At 64.5% G+C, this 14,807-nt stretch carries 21 protein-coding genes and 1 pseudogene; 12 read left to right on the top strand and 10 right to left on the bottom strand.

Annotated elements, in window-relative coordinates; all coding sequences use genetic code 11:
* Positions 1-199: pseudogene (locus Q0R23_RS02340) on the top strand (insulinase family protein); the annotation flags it as partial.
* Here Q0R23_RS02340 and Q0R23_RS02335 read toward each other — a convergent pair.
* Positions 191-862, bottom strand: a complete 672-nt coding sequence (locus Q0R23_RS02335; RefSeq protein WP_293909966.1) for a hypothetical protein — start codon at positions 860-862, stop codon at positions 191-193. The pseudogene Q0R23_RS02340 and the gene Q0R23_RS02335 sit on opposite strands and share 9 nt — an antisense overlap.
* A gap of 121 nt (positions 863-983) precedes the next feature.
* Between Q0R23_RS02335 and Q0R23_RS02330 the strand changes: the two genes are divergently transcribed.
* The 3 genes from Q0R23_RS02330 to Q0R23_RS02320 all read left to right on the top strand — a co-directional run bounded on the left by Q0R23_RS02330 (position 984) and on the right by Q0R23_RS02320 (position 3,325).
* Positions 984-1,319 carry a PadR family transcriptional regulator gene (locus Q0R23_RS02330; RefSeq protein WP_293909964.1) on the top strand — a complete coding sequence of 112 codons (336 nt, stop codon included), beginning with the start codon at positions 984-986 and terminating at the stop codon, positions 1,317-1,319.
* Positions 1,316-2,479: a hypothetical protein gene (locus tag Q0R23_RS02325; protein WP_293909962.1), complete on the top strand. Its 1,164-nt coding sequence runs from the start codon at positions 1,316-1,318 to the stop codon at positions 2,477-2,479. Before Q0R23_RS02330 ends, Q0R23_RS02325 begins: the two co-directional genes overlap by 4 nt.
* Positions 2,480-2,563: 84 nt before the next feature.
* On the top strand, positions 2,564-3,325 hold the full coding sequence (locus tag Q0R23_RS02320) for an ABC transporter substrate-binding protein (protein ID WP_293909960.1): 762 nt from the start codon (positions 2,564-2,566) through the stop codon (positions 3,323-3,325).
* Between the two features lie 18 nt (positions 3,326-3,343).
* Here Q0R23_RS02320 and Q0R23_RS02315 read toward each other — a convergent pair whose 3' ends face one another.
* Together Q0R23_RS02315 and Q0R23_RS02310 are read right to left on the bottom strand one after the other, a co-directional pair.
* Positions 3,344-3,670 (bottom strand): multidrug efflux SMR transporter, encoded by a 327-nt coding sequence (locus Q0R23_RS02315; RefSeq protein WP_293909958.1) that lies wholly within the window; start codon positions 3,668-3,670, stop codon positions 3,344-3,346.
* The gene (locus Q0R23_RS02310; RefSeq protein ID WP_293909956.1) at positions 3,667-4,020 is read right to left on the bottom strand and encodes an SMR family transporter; all 354 of its coding nucleotides are present in this window, start codon (positions 4,018-4,020) and stop codon (positions 3,667-3,669) included. Before Q0R23_RS02310 ends, Q0R23_RS02315 begins: the two co-directional genes overlap by 4 nt.
* Before the next feature lie 356 nt (positions 4,021-4,376).
* On the opposite strand from Q0R23_RS02310, the gene Q0R23_RS02305 reads away from it, so the two are divergent.
* Together Q0R23_RS02305 and Q0R23_RS02300 are read left to right on the top strand one after the other, a co-directional pair.
* Positions 4,377-5,072: an amino acid ABC transporter permease gene (locus tag Q0R23_RS02305; protein ID WP_293909954.1), complete on the top strand. Its 696-nt coding sequence runs from the start codon at positions 4,377-4,379 to the stop codon at positions 5,070-5,072.
* A 248-nt stretch (positions 5,073-5,320) separates the two neighbouring features.
* Positions 5,321-5,515 (top strand): hypothetical protein, encoded by a 195-nt coding sequence (locus Q0R23_RS02300; protein ID WP_293909952.1) that lies wholly within the window; start codon positions 5,321-5,323, stop codon positions 5,513-5,515.
* A 147-nt stretch (positions 5,516-5,662) separates the two neighbouring features.
* On the opposite strand, the gene Q0R23_RS02295 is transcribed toward Q0R23_RS02300, so the two are convergent.
* On the bottom strand, positions 5,663-5,785 hold the full coding sequence (locus tag Q0R23_RS02295; RefSeq protein ID WP_293909950.1) for a hypothetical protein: 123 nt from the start codon (positions 5,783-5,785) through the stop codon (positions 5,663-5,665).
* Here Q0R23_RS02295 and Q0R23_RS02290 point away from each other — a divergent pair.
* Both Q0R23_RS02290 and Q0R23_RS02285 read left to right on the top strand, forming a co-directional pair.
* The gene (locus Q0R23_RS02290) at positions 5,784-6,473 is read left to right on the top strand and encodes an AzlC family ABC transporter permease (protein ID WP_293909948.1); all 690 of its coding nucleotides are present in this window, start codon (positions 5,784-5,786) and stop codon (positions 6,471-6,473) included. The genes Q0R23_RS02295 and Q0R23_RS02290 overlap by 2 nt on opposite strands.
* Positions 6,470-6,760: an AzlD domain-containing protein gene (locus tag Q0R23_RS02285; RefSeq protein ID WP_293909946.1), complete on the top strand. Its 291-nt coding sequence runs from the start codon at positions 6,470-6,472 to the stop codon at positions 6,758-6,760. Before Q0R23_RS02290 ends, Q0R23_RS02285 begins: the two co-directional genes overlap by 4 nt.
* Before the next feature lie 41 nt (positions 6,761-6,801).
* Here Q0R23_RS02285 and Q0R23_RS02280 read toward each other — a convergent pair whose 3' ends face one another.
* A complete protein-coding gene (locus Q0R23_RS02280) occupies positions 6,802-7,260 on the bottom strand; it encodes a DinB family protein (protein ID WP_293909944.1) in 459 nt (152 codons plus the stop codon).
* 62 nt (positions 7,261-7,322) lie between these two features.
* Positions 7,323-7,706: a large conductance mechanosensitive channel protein MscL gene (mscL, locus tag Q0R23_RS02275; protein ID WP_293909942.1), complete on the bottom strand. Its 384-nt coding sequence runs from the start codon at positions 7,704-7,706 to the stop codon at positions 7,323-7,325.
* Positions 7,707-7,736: 30 nt separating this feature from the next.
* Here mscL and Q0R23_RS02270 point away from each other — a divergent pair, with 30 nt between their 5' ends.
* Positions 7,737-7,949 carry a hypothetical protein gene (locus Q0R23_RS02270; protein WP_293909940.1) on the top strand — a complete coding sequence of 71 codons (213 nt, stop codon included), beginning with the start codon at positions 7,737-7,739 and terminating at the stop codon, positions 7,947-7,949.
* On the opposite strand, the gene Q0R23_RS02265 is transcribed toward Q0R23_RS02270, so the two are convergent.
* Positions 7,927-9,456: a DUF512 domain-containing protein gene (locus Q0R23_RS02265; protein WP_293909938.1), complete on the bottom strand. Its 1,530-nt coding sequence runs from the start codon at positions 9,454-9,456 to the stop codon at positions 7,927-7,929. The genes Q0R23_RS02270 and Q0R23_RS02265 overlap by 23 nt on opposite strands.
* Before the next feature lie 256 nt (positions 9,457-9,712).
* Positions 9,713-10,171, bottom strand: a complete 459-nt coding sequence (locus Q0R23_RS02260; RefSeq protein WP_293909936.1) for a helix-turn-helix domain-containing protein — start codon at positions 10,169-10,171, stop codon at positions 9,713-9,715.
* Between the two features lie 130 nt (positions 10,172-10,301).
* On the opposite strand from Q0R23_RS02260, the gene Q0R23_RS02255 reads away from it, so the two are divergent.
* From Q0R23_RS02255 to Q0R23_RS02245, 3 genes are all read left to right on the top strand, one after another.
* The gene (locus Q0R23_RS02255; RefSeq protein WP_293909934.1) at positions 10,302-11,054 is read left to right on the top strand and encodes an SDR family oxidoreductase; all 753 of its coding nucleotides are present in this window, start codon (positions 10,302-10,304) and stop codon (positions 11,052-11,054) included.
* 244 nt (positions 11,055-11,298) lie between these two features.
* Positions 11,299-12,624, top strand: coding sequence for a ribosome biogenesis GTPase Der (gene der / locus Q0R23_RS02250; protein WP_293909932.1), 1,326 nt, complete (start codon positions 11,299-11,301; stop codon positions 12,622-12,624).
* Between the two features lie 335 nt (positions 12,625-12,959).
* Entirely contained in the window at positions 12,960-13,442 is a 483-nt protein-coding gene (locus Q0R23_RS02245) for a hypothetical protein (RefSeq protein WP_293909930.1), read from the top strand.
* A 102-nt stretch (positions 13,443-13,544) separates the two neighbouring features.
* Here Q0R23_RS02245 and Q0R23_RS02240 read toward each other — a convergent pair whose 3' ends face one another.
* Positions 13,545-14,171: an NAD(P)-binding domain-containing protein gene (locus Q0R23_RS02240; RefSeq protein WP_293909928.1), complete on the bottom strand. Its 627-nt coding sequence runs from the start codon at positions 14,169-14,171 to the stop codon at positions 13,545-13,547.
* Positions 14,172-14,258: 87 nt separating this feature from the next.
* Complete coding sequence (locus tag Q0R23_RS02235; RefSeq protein ID WP_293909926.1) at positions 14,259-14,732, bottom strand: flavin reductase family protein; 474 nt, start codon at positions 14,730-14,732, stop codon at positions 14,259-14,261.
* Positions 14,733-14,807 lie beyond the last annotated feature (75 nt).

Raw genomic sequence — 14,807 nt, 5'->3', positions numbered from 1 at the left:
GCTGCGCGCCGGAACGCCGCAGGGCCGCCTGTTTTCGCTGGGCATGGATTACCTCAGCCGGGGCGAACTGGTCAGCGCCGATCAGAGCGTGGGGCGCTACACCGCCGTCACGCCGCAGATGGTGCAGGCCGTACTGGAGAGACGCCCCTTCAACACGCTCAGGATCGCCGCGCTGGGACCAATAGACAAGTTAGTCTGAATCGCCTAACCAGGGAAAGCCCCAGGGGTCGCTGCCCGACAGCGCGTCTACCCGCGCCGCGTCATGCAGGCGCACAGGCAGGGGAAAGTCGGCGGGCGATACCGGCACCGACCACAGCGGCGTGACCGCTTCCGGACTGACCCAGTGCGGCTCCAGCACCCGGCCCAGGCCCGGCCAGTCGTAGGGCGGCATCCGCTCGAAGCCATCAGCGGGCAGCACGTAGACCAGTCCGGGTGAGAGCAGGCTGCGCCCGTCTGTCACCCCGGCATGGCGGGGCGCGAACGACAGGAAATAGCGCGGGGCCGACCAGTCCGTGCCCTGAGCGACCTGCAAGGCCATGTTCAGGATTCGCGCCACCCTGGCCCGGTCTCCGAGCGCGTACATCATGGCCCACAGCGCGTCCGAGGCGGCGAAGACGCCGGTGCGCTTGCTGAACTCGTCGGGGCTGAGATCAAACGGGGTGCGCGGCTCGAACCTGGTGATGCCGGGCTGCTCGGAGCCGTGCAGCAGATAGCCCTGACCCGTCAGCCACTGCAAGAACTGCCAGCGCGGCGTCTCATGCGGCAGCAGACTCAAGTTCCGGGCGGCCCAGACGGCAGCGAATACCTGCCCGGCAGCCTGCGACTGCTCGTTCATCGGCGCTTGCAGCATCCAGTTTCGCATCACCGCATTATAAGTCTGGACTGTAGCTCAGACAGGCTGGGCTTGACTCCTTCGCATCATAGGCGCACTCTGTAGACAGACGATGTACCCTGCCCTCGTTTCACCTGCTCCGGAGGACGTCATGAATTCCCAACCCACCCCCGATCTGCTGCGCGGCCACCTCGACCTGATCTTGCTGAGCATTCTGGAAGGGCAGCCGCTGTACGGCTTCGCCATTATTCAGGAAGCCAAATCGCGCACGGGCGGCTACTTCGAGTTCCGCGAGGGCAGCCTGTACCCCGCGCTGCACCGGCTGGAGCGCTCCGGGCTGCTGCGGGCCGACTACGGCGAGGCCGGGCGCAACGGCAAGCCGCGCAAATACTACGCCCTGACCCCGGCGGGCCAGGCGGCGCTGGCGGCCAAACGCCAGGAGTTCGGGGCCTTCACGCAGGCGGTCAGCCAACTGGGCGGCGCGTGAACACGGCGCTCATCAGGGCGACTTCGGCTCTGGAGCGCTACCTGAAACGGGCCACCTTCGGGCTGAATGCCGAGCGACGGGAAGCCGTCTGGGACGAGCTGGAAGAACACATTCTGACGCGCCAGGACGGGTACTGCCTGCTGGGCCACGACCCGGAGACGGCGCTGCAACTGGCGATCAGGGAACTTGGACCGGCGCTGAGAGTGAGTGCCGGAATGAACAGGGTGCACAACATGCCGAAACTACTGAGTATCGCCGCCGTGAGTGTGCTGAGCGCCGTGCTACTGGTGCAGGCGGGGGGCGCAGGGAAGCCGATACCGCAGCTTCCAGCGCTGTCGTCCATACCGGAACTGACCATCTGTGTCGACAGCAAAACACCGTCGGGGCCGACGCTCACGACGTTTCAGGCCCAGTCAATGGAGGTTTCGACCAACGCCAAGGGGCAGATGTGCTTCAAGGCGATCAACCTGGTCGGAAGCGGTGCCTACATAGGGCTCAAGGACCTGGAAGCGGCGCTGACTGCACAGGGGCTCAAAGCCAGCAGCACTCCAGCAGGCAAATTCACCGTCCTCTTGGGTCAGCAGCGGCAGGTGGTCCTGGAACCGGAATTTCAGTACCAGAATCAGGGCTATGTCAGCGCCGCCAGCATCGTTCGCGCTGCCGCCCTGACGAACGCGGCGCTCAGCATCAGCGGCTACGACAGCCCCCGGATCACGCTGGAAAGCGCTACGTTTCAGCTCGGCAGCGTGGCGAAGCCGGTTAAGGGCGGGCAGTTCTACCCGGCGCTCTACGGTGCATTGCTGACGGCGCTCCTCAACCCCGATCCGGCGCAGCCATCTCTCCCCATGAACCGGTACATGGCAGGCAGGGGCGCCACTCAGCGCGTCCGTACGCCGCTAAAGCCTGGAGAAGCCGTGATGGTGGTTTCGCGAACGGTGACCGGCATGTACCTCGTGGACATCGCGTCTGTGCAAAAGGACGGCAGCGCCGAGTTGCACACACCCCAGCGTGATCTGCGTTTCGTCGACGGCCTGGACCAGCTCACGCCGTCTCGTCAGGGCCGCGTCAACGCCCTACTCGTGCGCGTGACCAATGTGCCGCTGAATCAACTCAAAACCGGCATCTTCCTCCCTGCTCAACTCACCTCGGACGCTCCATAACCCGCCCACTCTCGCCAGCGGCCTGTTCGCGGCGGCGCCAGGCCAGCGCGTGAGCCGGGATAGTCCAGGCGGTAGTATGAGGGCATGAAGCGCCTTCTGCTGACGGTCTCCGGCCTGCTGTTCGTCTCCTGTGCCCTCGCCGCCAGCGTCGCCGACGTGAAAAAGAAGGGCGTGCTGGTCCTGGGCACCGACCCGACCTTTCAGCCGTTCGAGTTCAAGGGCAGCGACGGCAACGTCCAGGGCTTCGATATCGACATTGCCAGGGCCGTCGCCGATGACCTGGGCGTCAAACTCCAGATTCAGGCGGTGGGCTTCGGCGCCCTGATGCCGCAGGCGGTGACCTCCGGGCGGGTCGATATGGCCATGAGCGCCATCACGATTACGGCGGAGCGGGCCAAGGTGGTGGGCTTCAGCGGGCCGTATTACCGCAGCGCCCAGGTGTTTATCGTGGGGGCGGGCAACCCGGCCAAGTTCGCCTGGCCCGCCGACGTGAAGGGCAAGACCATCGGCGTGCAGGCGAATACCACCGGGCAATTCGTGGCGAACGATACCCTCAAGACCAAAGGCGCGGTGCTCAAGGTCTATGACGACTTCGCCGCAGGACTCGCCGACGTGCGGGCCGGACGCATCGCCGCGCTGATCGGGGACGCGCCCACCGTGACCGACCTCAAAAAGCGTCTGCCCGGCCAGTTCGAGCAGGCGGGTCAGTCACTGGTGGCCGAGGACTACGGCGCCGTGTTCAAAAAGGGCAGCGACCTGGCCGCCGCCGCGAACAAGACCCTGGCGCGGCTCAGAGCCAGCGGCGAGTACCAGAAGCTGCTGAACAAGTGGATCGTGCAGAAATAAGGCGAGGGACGCGCACCTTCACCCACCCCGCCCCAACACCGCCACGCTGCCCAGAATCAGCGCCAGACCCGCCCAGGCGCCGGGCGAGAAGCGTACCCCGTCGGTTCGGCGGCTGATCAGCGCCGTGCCCAGGATGCCCAGGCCGCCCCAGACGGCGTAGGCGACGCTCAGCGGCACGGCGCGGATCGCCAGGCTCAGCAGCCCGAAGGCCGAGAGTATGAGCAGCAGCGCCAGCACGCCGGGCAGCGGGCGACGAAAGCCTTCCGAGCGCTTGAGCAGCACGTTCGAGGCGACGTCCAGCGCGGCGGCGAGCACCAGGCAGCACATGGCGAGCGTGACGCTCACGGCGTTTCCGTGCTCGGCACCGGCCCAGCCAGGCGGGTGCCGCCGTGGAGCAGCCGGGCACCGATCAGCAGCCCACCGAGCGCCAGCCACTGCGTCAGGCTGAGGGTCTCATTCAGCACTAGCACGCCGAGCACGCTGATAGACGCCAGGCCCAGCGCCTCCCAGACGCCGTAAGCGACGGCCACCGGAATCTTGCGGAACGCCAGCGACAGCAGCAGGTACGAGAGGACGATGCCCACGCCGCTGAGCAAAGCGGCCAGCCAGGGCGCGGAGACACCGAAAAACTTGAGCGCCAGCGTGCCCGTGACCTCACAGGCAATCGCGGAAAACAGTGCGAGCCAGGCCCGCATACAGAACACCTTCCTTGAGGGTCAATCTGAATCTGAATAACAGTTCGCGTCGAAGCTGGCACGCGGGCCACTTCGCTGAGCAAACATCAAGCCCACTACGTCCAGCTCAGGACGTACAGCCAGTCAATGTGCAGTTCCAGTACGGTTATGTTTCGGCGCGGAACTCTGCGCATCTTCCGTTTCACCCGGTTCTTGTTGAAGGCAGGCGCCGCGCCCTGACGGGGGCACCTGTGCGGCGCTCCTGCCCCTCGTGGGTGGACAGCGCCGACTTGCTTTCAATTGTAAACCACTCATGTCACCGGAACGTCAGCGCCCGTTACGATCTGCCCCGGCGCCGGGTTACACTGCCCCGGCGCATGGCGGATTTGCTCGAAGGCTTCAGAACTATTTTTTCCGGTGACTACCCGGCGCTGCTGTGGCAGGGATTGCTGCTCACCCTGGCGGTCAGCCTCTGTGCGCTGGCCCTGAGCGTGTTGTTCGGCACGCTGATGGGCCTGCTGCGCTTCGTGGGCGTGCCGGTCCTGGCGCCGCTGGGCAACGCCTACGTCACGGTGGTGCGCGGCATTCCGCTGATCGTGCTGCTGAGCGTGGTGTATTACGGTCTGCCGACGCTGGGCCTGACCCTGCCCGGCTTCGCGGCGGCGGTGCTGGCGCTGGGGCTGTATTCGTCGGCCTACACCTCCGAGATCGTGCGCGGCGGCCTGAGCAGCGTGCCGGTGGGGCAGATCGAGGCGGCCCGCAGCCTGGGCCTGAGCCGGAGCGAGGCCCTGCGAAGCGTGGTGTTGCCGCAGGCGTGGCGGGTGGCGCTGCCCGCGCTGGGCAACGAGTTCATCAGCCTGATTCTGGGCAGCAGCCTGGCCAGCGCCGTGACCTTGCAGGAGCTGTTTTCGCAGGGGCGCTTTATCACCAACGCCACCTACCGCCAGTTCGAGGTCTACGCGGTGGTGGCGCTGATCTACTTCGTGCTCACCTTCGCGCTGACCAGGGTGGTCCGGTGGCTGGAGCGGCGCTACTCACGCGGCGAGCGGCTACCAGAGCGGCGGGTGCTGTGAGTGAGAGAATTGGGCCAGGGCGACTCACAGCATCCGCTCCGTCTTTCGGCAACACCGTCTTTCGGCAACACCACCTTTCGTCAACACCACAGTTTGAGGAGGCCACATGACGCAGGTCTGGAATTTTCTTTTTCTCGACGGTGAGTTTGCGCCGCGCCGCTACATTCTGGCCGGGCTGACGCCCCAGCAGGTCGCCGCCCGGCCCGGCGGAGCGCGGCGCAGCGGCGACTCAGGATTGGGAGGAGAACATGAGCTTTCCCCCCAGTCCGGCGCCCAAAGACGAGGCGGCCTGGCGGGCACTGGTCGATGCGTTTCTCGCGTATTCGGAACGCGCCGCCGGGCTCGCCCAGGACGAAGCCTGGCTGAACACCGAGGAGGGCGCTGACAATCCGGGATTCACCTGGAGAAACGCCCTTGAGCAGCTCGCCGTCCACAACGCCTAAGTGGCTAGCAGCTACAGTTACGGGTATTCGGAAACAGCGCCCGAACACCCTCCACCTCCGCCACCAGCCACTGTTGGCTTCTCTGCTCCGCAGCTTTACAAGTCCCGTTGGTCGCCCTTGATTCCTTCGTCATCACCCGCCAGGTACTTACCACATGGGCAAAATCGTCTCGTTGCGGCAGGTTCTGGGCTGCTGGACACCGCGCCCCAGGCCCACCGAGTCACCGTGAACGACGCCCGGAGCCGGTCCCCGCGTTAATCTGCGGATCATGACGGTGACACCCTTTTCCCGATCCTCCTTTCTCGCGGGCTTCCGGGCCATCGTGCCGCTGTGGCTGGGCATCGCGCCGTTCGCCGCCGCCTACGCGGTCACTGCCAGGGCCGGTGGCCTGAACATCTTCGAAACGAGCTGGATGAGCCTGAGCGTCTTCGCGGGCGCGGCCCAGTTCGCGGCTGCCGGGCTGTTCGGCCAGGGCGCCTCGCCGCTGAGCATCATCGCCACGACGGCGGTGCTCAACGTCCGGCACGTCCTGTACGGCCTGAGCCTGGCCCAGAAGGTGAAGGTAACCTGGCCGCAGCGGTTGATGGCCGCCCAGTTTCTGACCGACGAGGCGTATGGCGTGGCCATTAACGCACCGGGCCTGAATTACGCCTACCTGCTGGGCGCCGAGCTGAGCTTATACGCCGTCTGGAACGTGTTCACGCTGCTGGGCAGCCTGCTCGGCTCGCTGGTGCCGGACCCAGGGGCGCTGGGCGTGGGCATCGTCTTTCCGCTGGCCTTTCTGGGGCTGCTGACGCCGCACCTGAGCAGCCGCATTCCGCTGGTGGTGGCGCTGGTTTCCGGACTGATCGCCTGGAGCCTGTCCAGAATCGTGCCGGGCGGTCTGGTGGTGCTCCTGACCGGGATTCTGGGCGCCCTGTTCGGCGCCTGGCTGAGCACCAGAGGCACCAAAACATGACCGTCCTGCTGACCTTGCTGGGGATGTGGGCGGTGACCTTCGCGGCGCGGCTCGCTGGCCTGAGCCTGCACCGGCTGGTGCTGCCGCCGTTCTGGCTGGCCTTCTTGCGCTTCGTGCCCATCAGCGTGTTCGCGGCCCTGATCGTGCCGGACATCGCGGGCAGCCCGGACTGGCCCAAAAAACTGATCGCCTGCGCGGTGGCCGCCGCGCTGCTATGGCGCACGAAAGCGCTGGCCTGGGGCATCGTGGGCGGTTTCGCGGTGTACTGGGCGCTGCGGCAGGTGTGAGTGGGCCTGGCCCAGCTTTGGGCAGACTCAGTTCAGCAGACTCAGCTCAGTTTGGTGAAAAACGGCGGCTGCACGCCGATCATCCGGGCCATCATCCACGCCTGACCCTTGTGGTGGGCCTCGTGGTTGATGTTGAAGTCCAGCAGCGTGCTGACCGGCATTTGCCTACCCCCAAAGGCGGTCACGACGCGGCTGATGTCCTCGTCGCTCAGCGAGTCGAGAAATTCGCTCAGCGTGCGGGTGCTGTGCTCCAGACGCTCACGCGCTTCGCTGAGGCTGGCACTGGGCGGTGTGCTGCCGGGCGCAGCGGGAGCCTGACCCTGCACGAGCGCCATGATCCGCTCGCTCGACCCCGCGAGGTGATCGGCCAGCCCGGTAAAGCTCATGCCCTCCGGCCAGGCGCGGAAGTCGGACTGCTCGGCGGGAAGCTGCGCGTACAGGTCGTGCAGGGCGGCGCGGTGCATGTTGAAGGCGGCGAGATACGAACGGTTGAGGGCCATGCCCCCAGCATAAACAAAAAACCGGCCCCACACACGCAGGGCCGGTCTGAAACGAATTGGGGTTAAACGGGGCGGCTGCGCAGGGCGTCTCGGATCTCGGCCAGCAGTTTCTCTTCGTTGCTGGGCTCGGCGACAGGCGGCTTCTCAGTGCGCTTGAGGCGCTCGATAGCGGCGTTCATGGGCACCACGACGGCGAAGTAGATAACGGCCATCGTGAGGAGGAAAGTGATGATGGCGCCGATGAACAGGCCCCAGGGAAACTCAACATCATTGATGACGAAGGAGCCACCCACTTTGCCGCCGCCACCGACCAATTTGATCAGCGGGGTGAGGAAAGCTGCGGTGAAGGCCGTGACGAGGGCGGCGAAAGCAGCGCCCGTGACCACACCGACGGCGAGATCGACAACGTTGCCACGCAAAATAAAGTTCCGGAAACCAGTCAGCATGTGGTCATTTTTACACTGCTTAAAGGTCTGGTGAACATTCCCACCGCAAAGTTGTCTAGATGGGCCGTGAAGTTTTCGCCGTTCCTGAATTTTGAATATGAAGAATCTCAGCGACAGAGCGGTCTTGAGCGCCTGGTCACGAAGCTGATCCCGGCACCGTCCGGTGGTGGCAAGCAAACTGTTCAAACCTCGGCCCGAATGCGCTGTTCAACATTGCATATCAGCTCTGAAACGGCGTGTTGACCATGCCTGCCTTGACCGCGCCTTCCTTGACCGTGCTTGCCTTGACCGCGCCTTCCTTGACCGCGTGGACGCTCATGCCGAACTGGGGGCCGCTGCTGAGGGCGCCCTCCAGAATGACGCGGGCCAGTTCGCCCAGGGTGCTGCCGCCAGGGCGCACGTCCATCTTGAGGGCAGTCCGCAGGTCATCCAGGCTGGTGTTGTCGATCATCAGCTCGGTGCCGTAGCGCAGCGTCGTGGGCGGCACGATCAGCACATCGGCCTCACCCGGTTTGACGGCGGCCCGGAAGCAGCGCCCGGTCAGCAGTCCGGCGACGCTGGTAACCTTGCCGAAGGTCAGGTTCTCGACGGCCCGCACTTCAATTTCCAACCCTTCAATGGCCCGCAGCGGCTCCACGGCCAGATCGAGCGACTCGGCGAACAGCAGCCCGGTGCCCAGGATGACCTTGCGCGGCGTGTCCAGGCGCGTCGGCAGCGGCGGCAGCCCTTCGTTGAGGAAATCTCGGATCATGCCCACGCCGTTTTCCAGCATCGGGAAGCCCTCGTAGGCGTCCTCCGGGGGCAGCGGCTCGCCTGCCAGCAGATAAAACTCGTCGCTGGGGAAGATGAAGCGGGTGCCGCGCTCGGCGAGCAGTTTCTCGCGCCAGACGTTGGCCCGCTTCAGCAGGTCACGCGCCTCGTGGGGCGTAAAAGTCCGCACGTCGGGCAGGTTCTTGCGGTGCTCGGTCAGGCCGATAGGCACTACCGCCGCGCTGATGACGTTGGGGCGGGTGCTGAGGTACTCCATCGTCTCGTCGAAGTTGTCGCCGTCGTTGCGGCCCGGCAGCAGCACGATCTGGGTGTAGAGGTCGATGCCCTCTAACCTCTCGATCATGCCCTGAATCTGGGTGGCCTGGGGGTCTTTGACCTTCAGGCGCCACCACTTCATCATGTCTCGTCGCAGTTCCTGATTGGCGGTATGCACCGACACGTACAGCGGCGAGAGGTTTTCGTCGATAATCCGGCCTATGTCATGCTCACTGAGGTTGGTCAGCGTGACGAACGAGCCGTACAGGAAACTCAGGCGGTAATCGTCGTCCATGATGTACAAGCTTTTACGGAATCCGCGCGGCATCTGATGCACGTAGCAGAAATCGCATTTGTTGGCGCACTTTTTAATGCCGTCGAAGAGGACTTCCTCGAAATCCAGGCCGGGGTCTTCCCACTCCACCGTGAACAGGAATGTCTGTACCGGTTCAGTCTGGGCCTCCCCGCCCGCCTTGACGGTGTGGTGGTCCTGCGGGGTGGCGAAGAACGGCACTTTGGCCGGGCGGCTGATCTCCAGCGTCGCCTCGCCCTGGGAGAGCAGGTGGCGGTAGGCCAGCACGTCGGTCACGGCCTGGCCGTTGACGCGCAGGAGCTGATCGCCGGGGCGCACGCCTGCGCGGGCAGCGGGCGAGTTCGGCTCCACCGATTTGATCGGCGCCGGATAGACCTCTTCAGATGGGGGTGAAAACAGTGTGGCCGTCAAGTAAAACTCCTCTGGTGGGCCACCGCCGCCGCGTGGCGTTCAGGCCCTGAGCAGATGAGAGTAGCAAATTGCGGGGGGCGCGTTGGGAAGGGTCGGCACGGTTGACGCCTTCGGCGGGCTTATGGCTTGTGGGGAGAGATGGGGAAGTGGGCTGGATGGTCGTGCTACAGGCTCAGGGTGCGGTAGAAGGCGATCAGGCCGGTGTTCGAGCTGACGGAGCGGCGGTTCGCGCGTACAGCCGCATCCGAACGCTGAGTCACTCAGCAGCGTCGGCGCTTGCAGGAGCGGCGTCCTGACTGGCCCGCTCGGCAAACGCCTGGCGCGAGCGCTGGATGGTCCCCCGGTGCGCCTCGGCCCATTCCCAGACCCCACAGAAGGCGGCGCCGAGGCTGCGGCCCGTCTCGGTCAGCGCGTAGTCCACGCGCGGCGGAATCACCGGGTAAACGGTGCGGATCAACAGGCCGTCGGCCTCCATCTGGCGCAGGGTCTTGGTCAGCATCTTCTGGGAAATGCCGCCGATCAGTTCGCCCAGCCGGGTAAAGCGCACGGTGCCGTGGTCTTCGAGCACTTCCAGCGCCAGCATGGTCCACTTGTCGGCCACCCGCCCGATGATCTCGCGCACCAGGGCATCGAGTTCGGGGTCGCTGTCGTAATCGGGAGCGGTGTAACCGGGGACGATGTGCGGCGCCGTGTTAATAGGGTAAGACTCAAGCATAGATGAAGCCCCAGCATTCTCGTTTGAGCTGTTCAGAACGTCACTCTCCTTTGGGTGCCTATAGCGCGTTCGGGTGCCTACTTTCCGTCGGTAAGTGATCAGTTTACACTCCACTTCAGGAGGCACCACCATGCAACTGACAGACAACACCATCCTGATTACCGGCGGCGGCAGCGGCATTGGCCGGGCGCTGGCCGAGCAGTTTCACGCCAGAGGTAACCAGGTCATCATCGCCGGGCGGCGCAAAAGCCTGCTGGACGAAGTGACGGCGGCCCATCCCGGTATGCACTCGGCAGTGCTGGACATCGAGGACGCCGGGGCGATCAAGGCGTTCGCAGCCCAGCTCGCGCGCGACTTTCCGGCGCTGAACACGGTCATCCACAACGCCGGAATCATGCGGGCCGAGAACATCCAGAGCGGCAATCTGGACGACGCCGAGGCGACGATTGCCACCAACCTGCTCGGCCCGATTCGGCTCAGCGCCGCGCTGCTGCCGACCCTGATGGCTCAGCCCCGCGCCGCCGTGCTGACCGTCTCGTCGGGGCTGGCCTTCATGACGCTGGCGCTCACCCCCACCTACTGCGCGACCAAGGCCGCCATTCACGCCTACAGCCAGGCGCTGCGCTTCCAGCTCAGGGAAACCGGCGTGCAGGTCATTGAGCTGGTGCCGCCCGCCGTGCAGACCGAGCTGATGGGACCGGCACAGGCCAGCAATCCACAGTACATGCCGCTGAGCGAGTACATCAGCGAGACCATGCACCTGCTGGAGACGCAACCGGACGCCGCCGAGATTCTGGTCGAGCGGGTCAAACCCCTGCGTTTCGCCGAGGCCAACGGCGGCTACGACGCCTTCTTTCAGCAGCTCAACGGTGAGCGCCACTGAACTGAAATAGCACCCAGAACCGCCCGGCGCGTGAGGAACGCAGACCGGGCGGCTTTGTTGTCGGCTCCGCACCACCCCACAAACATCCTGTTCTCTCCCGTGTAGGCTGAGAAGCTTTGCGTTCGGCCCGCTTTCTAAAGTGGTGCCCGAACGCCCGACCCTGCGCCTACCTGCTGGCGCGGCACATTCGGCGCTCGCCCGGCATGACTCCGCCGGGCGAGCGACACCGCAAAGGAGAGTCGATATGCATAAAGTCGCCATCGTGGGGCGCCCCAACGTGGGCAAGTCCAGTCTGTTCAACCGCCTGGTGGGGCGCCGTGAGGCCGTCGTCGCCGATTTCCCCGGTGTGACCCGTGACGCCAAGGAAGGGCTGATGATGTACCAGAACCACCGGATTATCCTCATCGATACCGGCGGGCTGTGGAGCGGCGACGAGTGGGAGCAGGCCATCCGTGAGAAAGCCGAGTGGGCCATGGAAGGCGCCCAGAGCGTCATCTTCGTGACCGATCCGCGCGAGGGCCTGACCACCGCCGACTACGAGGTGGCCGACTGGCTGCGCAAACTGGGCAAGCCGGTGATTATTGCCGCTAACAAGATCGACAGTCCCAAGCACGAGACCTACCTGGCCGAGCTATGGGGCCTGGGCTTCGGCGACCCGGTGGCGCTCAGCGCCGAGCACGCCCGTGGCCTGGACGATCTGCTCGACCGGGTGATGGACCACATGCCCGAAGATACCGAGGACGTGCCGGACATCGCACCGATTCGGATTTCCTTTATCGGGCGGCCCAACGTGGGCAAATCGAGCCTGCTCAACGCCCTGACCGGCACCGACCGGGTGATCGTGGCCGACCAGCCGGGCACCACCCGCGACAGCGTGGACGTCGAGTGGGACTACGCCGGGCAGCGCTTTGTCCTCGTCGATACGGCGGGCATTCGCAAGCGGCCCGACACCAGCATCGAGGAATACGCCATAGACCGCTCCAAACGGGCCGTGGACCGCAGCGATTTGATCTGGCTGGTGGTCAACGCCACCGACATCGGCGACCACGAACTCAAGATGGCCAACCTGGCCTATGAAAGCGGCAAACCCGTCATCGTGGTGGTCAACAAGTGGGACCTGGTGCCCGACGAGGACCTCAAGCACACCGAGCGCGAGCTGAACGAAAAGCTGTTTCACATCGCCTACGCGCCGCGCGTGTATACCAGCGCCATCAACGACTACGGCATCCACGACATGCTGGCCGAGGCCATGAAGCTGCACGACAAATGGCAAAGTCGCGTGCCGACCAGCGAACTCAATCGCTGGCTGGGCATCTGGACCATGAAGCAGCGCATGCCCAACTTCGGCGGCAAGTCGCTGAAACTGTATTTCATGACCCAGGTGGAAACCGCGCCGCCGACGTTTGCCATGTTCTGCAACCGCGCCGATTTCGTCACCCGCGCCTACGAGGGCTACCTGATGAACCGCATCCGCGAAGATCTGGACATGGCCGGTATTCCGGTGCGCCTGAAGTGGAAGGAAAAGGGGCCGTACAAGAAGGGCAAGAAGGGCGAGGAAGAGGGGGAGTAAATCGGTTGAACGGAACGGAGCTTTTCCGGTTGGTGGAAGGCTCTGTTTCTACGTGCTAAATGTAAATGAAATTTCAACTGGCGTTATTTGTCGTCCACTCCCAGCGCTCAGAGACGATACTGGTGGGCAGACCTTTATTGAACAGGCAGGTCACAAACCTCAAAAGAGGAAGGCGGGCGTCAGGTTTCGGCCTGAGCGAGTTGGCGCGCACCGGAATGGAAATCATTCCCGTCCATTCCCGTCACCGCGCTGGACCGGTAGCTGTCGCCGTGAATGGTCTTCACTTTGCGTTCCAGATTTCATTCTCGCCTCAACTGTGGGCCTGATCTTGCGACATGACTTCTTCCAAGATTCGTCAACTGACCCTGCTGGCGTCCATGATGCTGGTCGCTGGCCCGCTGAGCACCTCACACGCGCTGTTCGACAAGACCCGCTTCGTGGCGCATATCGGTGTGGCGTACTACGCCTTTCACCACTGGGTGCTCACACCCTACAAGGGCGGCCAGTTCGCCTCCGGTTCGGCGGGGCGCACGGTGCGGCTGATTAAAGGCGGCGCGGCGCTGCTGTTCGCGGCCCACGAACTCAACGTGGCCGAGAGGGTCGCCCACAACAGCAAAGACCCGCTGCTGCAAAAGCTGGATGCCAGCCTGATCGGTCTCAAGGACAAATTCACCTCGATTGGCAGCAACCTGAAAAAAGGCCAGTTCAGCGAGGCCGACATTCAGAGCCTGGACGGCGCCGCCAACGATCTGAGCAGCACCTCGGCGGCGGGCGGCACCCGGATCAAGGACATCGCCGCGCCGATTCCGGGCCTGTAGGTATTCAGAGCAAGTGGAAGGCCGGGGAAGCGTGATTTTCCCCGGCTTTCTGATGACTGGAGCGATGTTCAGAGGCGCAGTGCCTTCCCGACAGACGCTCGCTTACTTCATTTCCTGGTCGATGATCTTCTGACCCTCGCTGATGGTCACGTTCTTGCCGTACAGCGGCGCCCCGTTCTGGTTGACGGCGCTGCCCGCCAGCGTGCCGGTGTCCATCGCCGCAAATCCTATCTCTTCGATCAGGCGCGAAACCGTCTGCTTGGCCTGTTGGTCGTCGCTGGACACGAAGATGGCGCGGCGCTCCCCGACTGGCTTACTCACGTCGCCCTGGCTGGCGAGATCGGCGGCGGCAATGGCGTTGAAGGCTTTGACCACCCGCGCTCCCGGCAACTGCTGCGCCACCCAGCTTCCCTCCGAGTGGCCACCGAGGTCGATCTGACCGTCGCGCTGCGGGTAGTAGTTGGCGGTGTCGATGACGATTTTTCCCGCCAGCGGCAGCTTCGCCAGGTCCGGCACTTTGGCGAACGGCACCGTCTCGACCAAGATTTCACCGAATTCAGCGGCCTCCTGGGCGCTGAGGGCTGTGGCCTGCGGGCCGAGTTCGGCGATCAGCCCCTGCAAGCTCTCCGGGCCGCGTGAATTGGCGACAGCCACGCGGTGCCCGGCTTTGATGAAGTCCTGCGCCAGCGCTTTGCCGATGTGCCCTGCTCCGATAATCCCGATATTCATGGGGCGAGTCTGGACCTGAGTGCTCAGCTCAATTGCGACGAGTGCGCCGCAGCAGCTTGAGCGCCCCTTCATTCAGCTCAGTCCGGCTCAGCTTATTTCGTGGTACTGGCCCCGGAAGTACAGCAGCGGGTCGTCGTCGGTGTAGCGGCTGTATTCGACCTCGCCGAAAAACAGGGTGTGGTCGCCCGCGTCCACCATGCTGTGCTGGCGGCAGACCAGTTGCGAGACCGCTCCGCTCAGCAAGGGCAACCCCTGATGCTCGAACCAGGGCACGTTGATGGCCGCGTCCGGGCGCCCGGCGAAGTGGTCACTGAGGTGCTGCTGGGTCGTGCTCAGGACGCTGACGCCAAACCGTTCGGCCCCCTCCAGTACGGCGTGCATGCTGGCCTTCTTGTCCACGCTCACCAGAATGAGCGGCGGCTCAAGACTGACGCTGACAAAGGCGTTGGCGGTCATGCCGCGCCGGTTGCCGCCGTGCAGGGCGCTGACGACGGTGACGCCGCTGGCGAAGCGGCCCAGGGTCTGGCGAAACTCGTGGGGCGAAATACCGGAAGAGGTCATGAGCGCATGCTAGGGCATGGCCGCAAGCCAGAATGACCCGTGCTCAGCCATTTGCTGCTCAGCCTTCACCGTATC

It is taken from the genome of Deinococcus sp., assembly GCF_025362455.1.
In the GTDB taxonomy this organism is placed as follows: Bacteria; Deinococcota; Deinococci; order Deinococcales; family Deinococcaceae; genus Deinococcus.
The sequence above is the reverse complement of the archived record's forward strand: the minus strand, read 5'-3'. Positions and strand labels throughout refer to the sequence as shown.

Bases quoted from the DNA above. Each gene is read 5' to 3' on its own strand.
- mscL (WP_293909942.1), bottom strand. From the start codon at position 7,706: ATGCTGACTGGTTTCCGGAACTTTATTTTGCGTGGCAACGTTGTCGAT.
- Q0R23_RS02300 (WP_293909952.1), top strand. From the start codon at position 5,321: ATGAGCTTTCCCCCCAGTCCGGCGCCCAAAGACGAGGCGGCCTGGCGG.
- Q0R23_RS02320 (WP_293909960.1), top strand. From the start codon at position 2,564: ATGAAGCGCCTTCTGCTGACGGTCTCCGGCCTGCTGTTCGTCTCCTGT.
- Q0R23_RS02280 (WP_293909944.1), bottom strand. From the start codon at position 7,260: ATGGCCCTCAACCGTTCGTATCTCGCCGCCTTCAACATGCACCGCGCC.
- Q0R23_RS02335 (WP_293909966.1), bottom strand. From the start codon at position 862: ATGCGAAACTGGATGCTGCAAGCGCCGATGAACGAGCAGTCGCAGGCT.
- Q0R23_RS02290 (WP_293909948.1), top strand. From the start codon at position 5,784: ATGACGGTGACACCCTTTTCCCGATCCTCCTTTCTCGCGGGCTTCCGG.
- Q0R23_RS02285 (WP_293909946.1), top strand. From the start codon at position 6,470: ATGACCGTCCTGCTGACCTTGCTGGGGATGTGGGCGGTGACCTTCGCG.
- Q0R23_RS02255 (WP_293909934.1), top strand. From the start codon at position 10,302: ATGCAACTGACAGACAACACCATCCTGATTACCGGCGGCGGCAGCGGC.
- Q0R23_RS02305 (WP_293909954.1), top strand. From the start codon at position 4,377: ATGGCGGATTTGCTCGAAGGCTTCAGAACTATTTTTTCCGGTGACTAC.
- Q0R23_RS02240 (WP_293909928.1), bottom strand. From the start codon at position 14,171: ATGAATATCGGGATTATCGGAGCAGGGCACATCGGCAAAGCGCTGGCG.
- der (WP_293909932.1), top strand. From the start codon at position 11,299: ATGCATAAAGTCGCCATCGTGGGGCGCCCCAACGTGGGCAAGTCCAGT.
- Q0R23_RS02260 (WP_293909936.1), bottom strand. From the start codon at position 10,171: ATGCTTGAGTCTTACCCTATTAACACGGCGCCGCACATCGTCCCCGGT.
- Q0R23_RS02310 (WP_293909956.1), bottom strand. From the start codon at position 4,020: ATGCGGGCCTGGCTCGCACTGTTTTCCGCGATTGCCTGTGAGGTCACG.
- Q0R23_RS02330 (WP_293909964.1), top strand. From the start codon at position 984: ATGAATTCCCAACCCACCCCCGATCTGCTGCGCGGCCACCTCGACCTG.
- Q0R23_RS02295 (WP_293909950.1), bottom strand. From the start codon at position 5,785: ATGATCCGCAGATTAACGCGGGGACCGGCTCCGGGCGTCGTTCACGGT.
- Q0R23_RS02235 (WP_293909926.1), bottom strand. From the start codon at position 14,732: ATGACCTCTTCCGGTATTTCGCCCCACGAGTTTCGCCAGACCCTGGGC.
- Q0R23_RS02245 (WP_293909930.1), top strand. From the start codon at position 12,960: ATGACTTCTTCCAAGATTCGTCAACTGACCCTGCTGGCGTCCATGATG.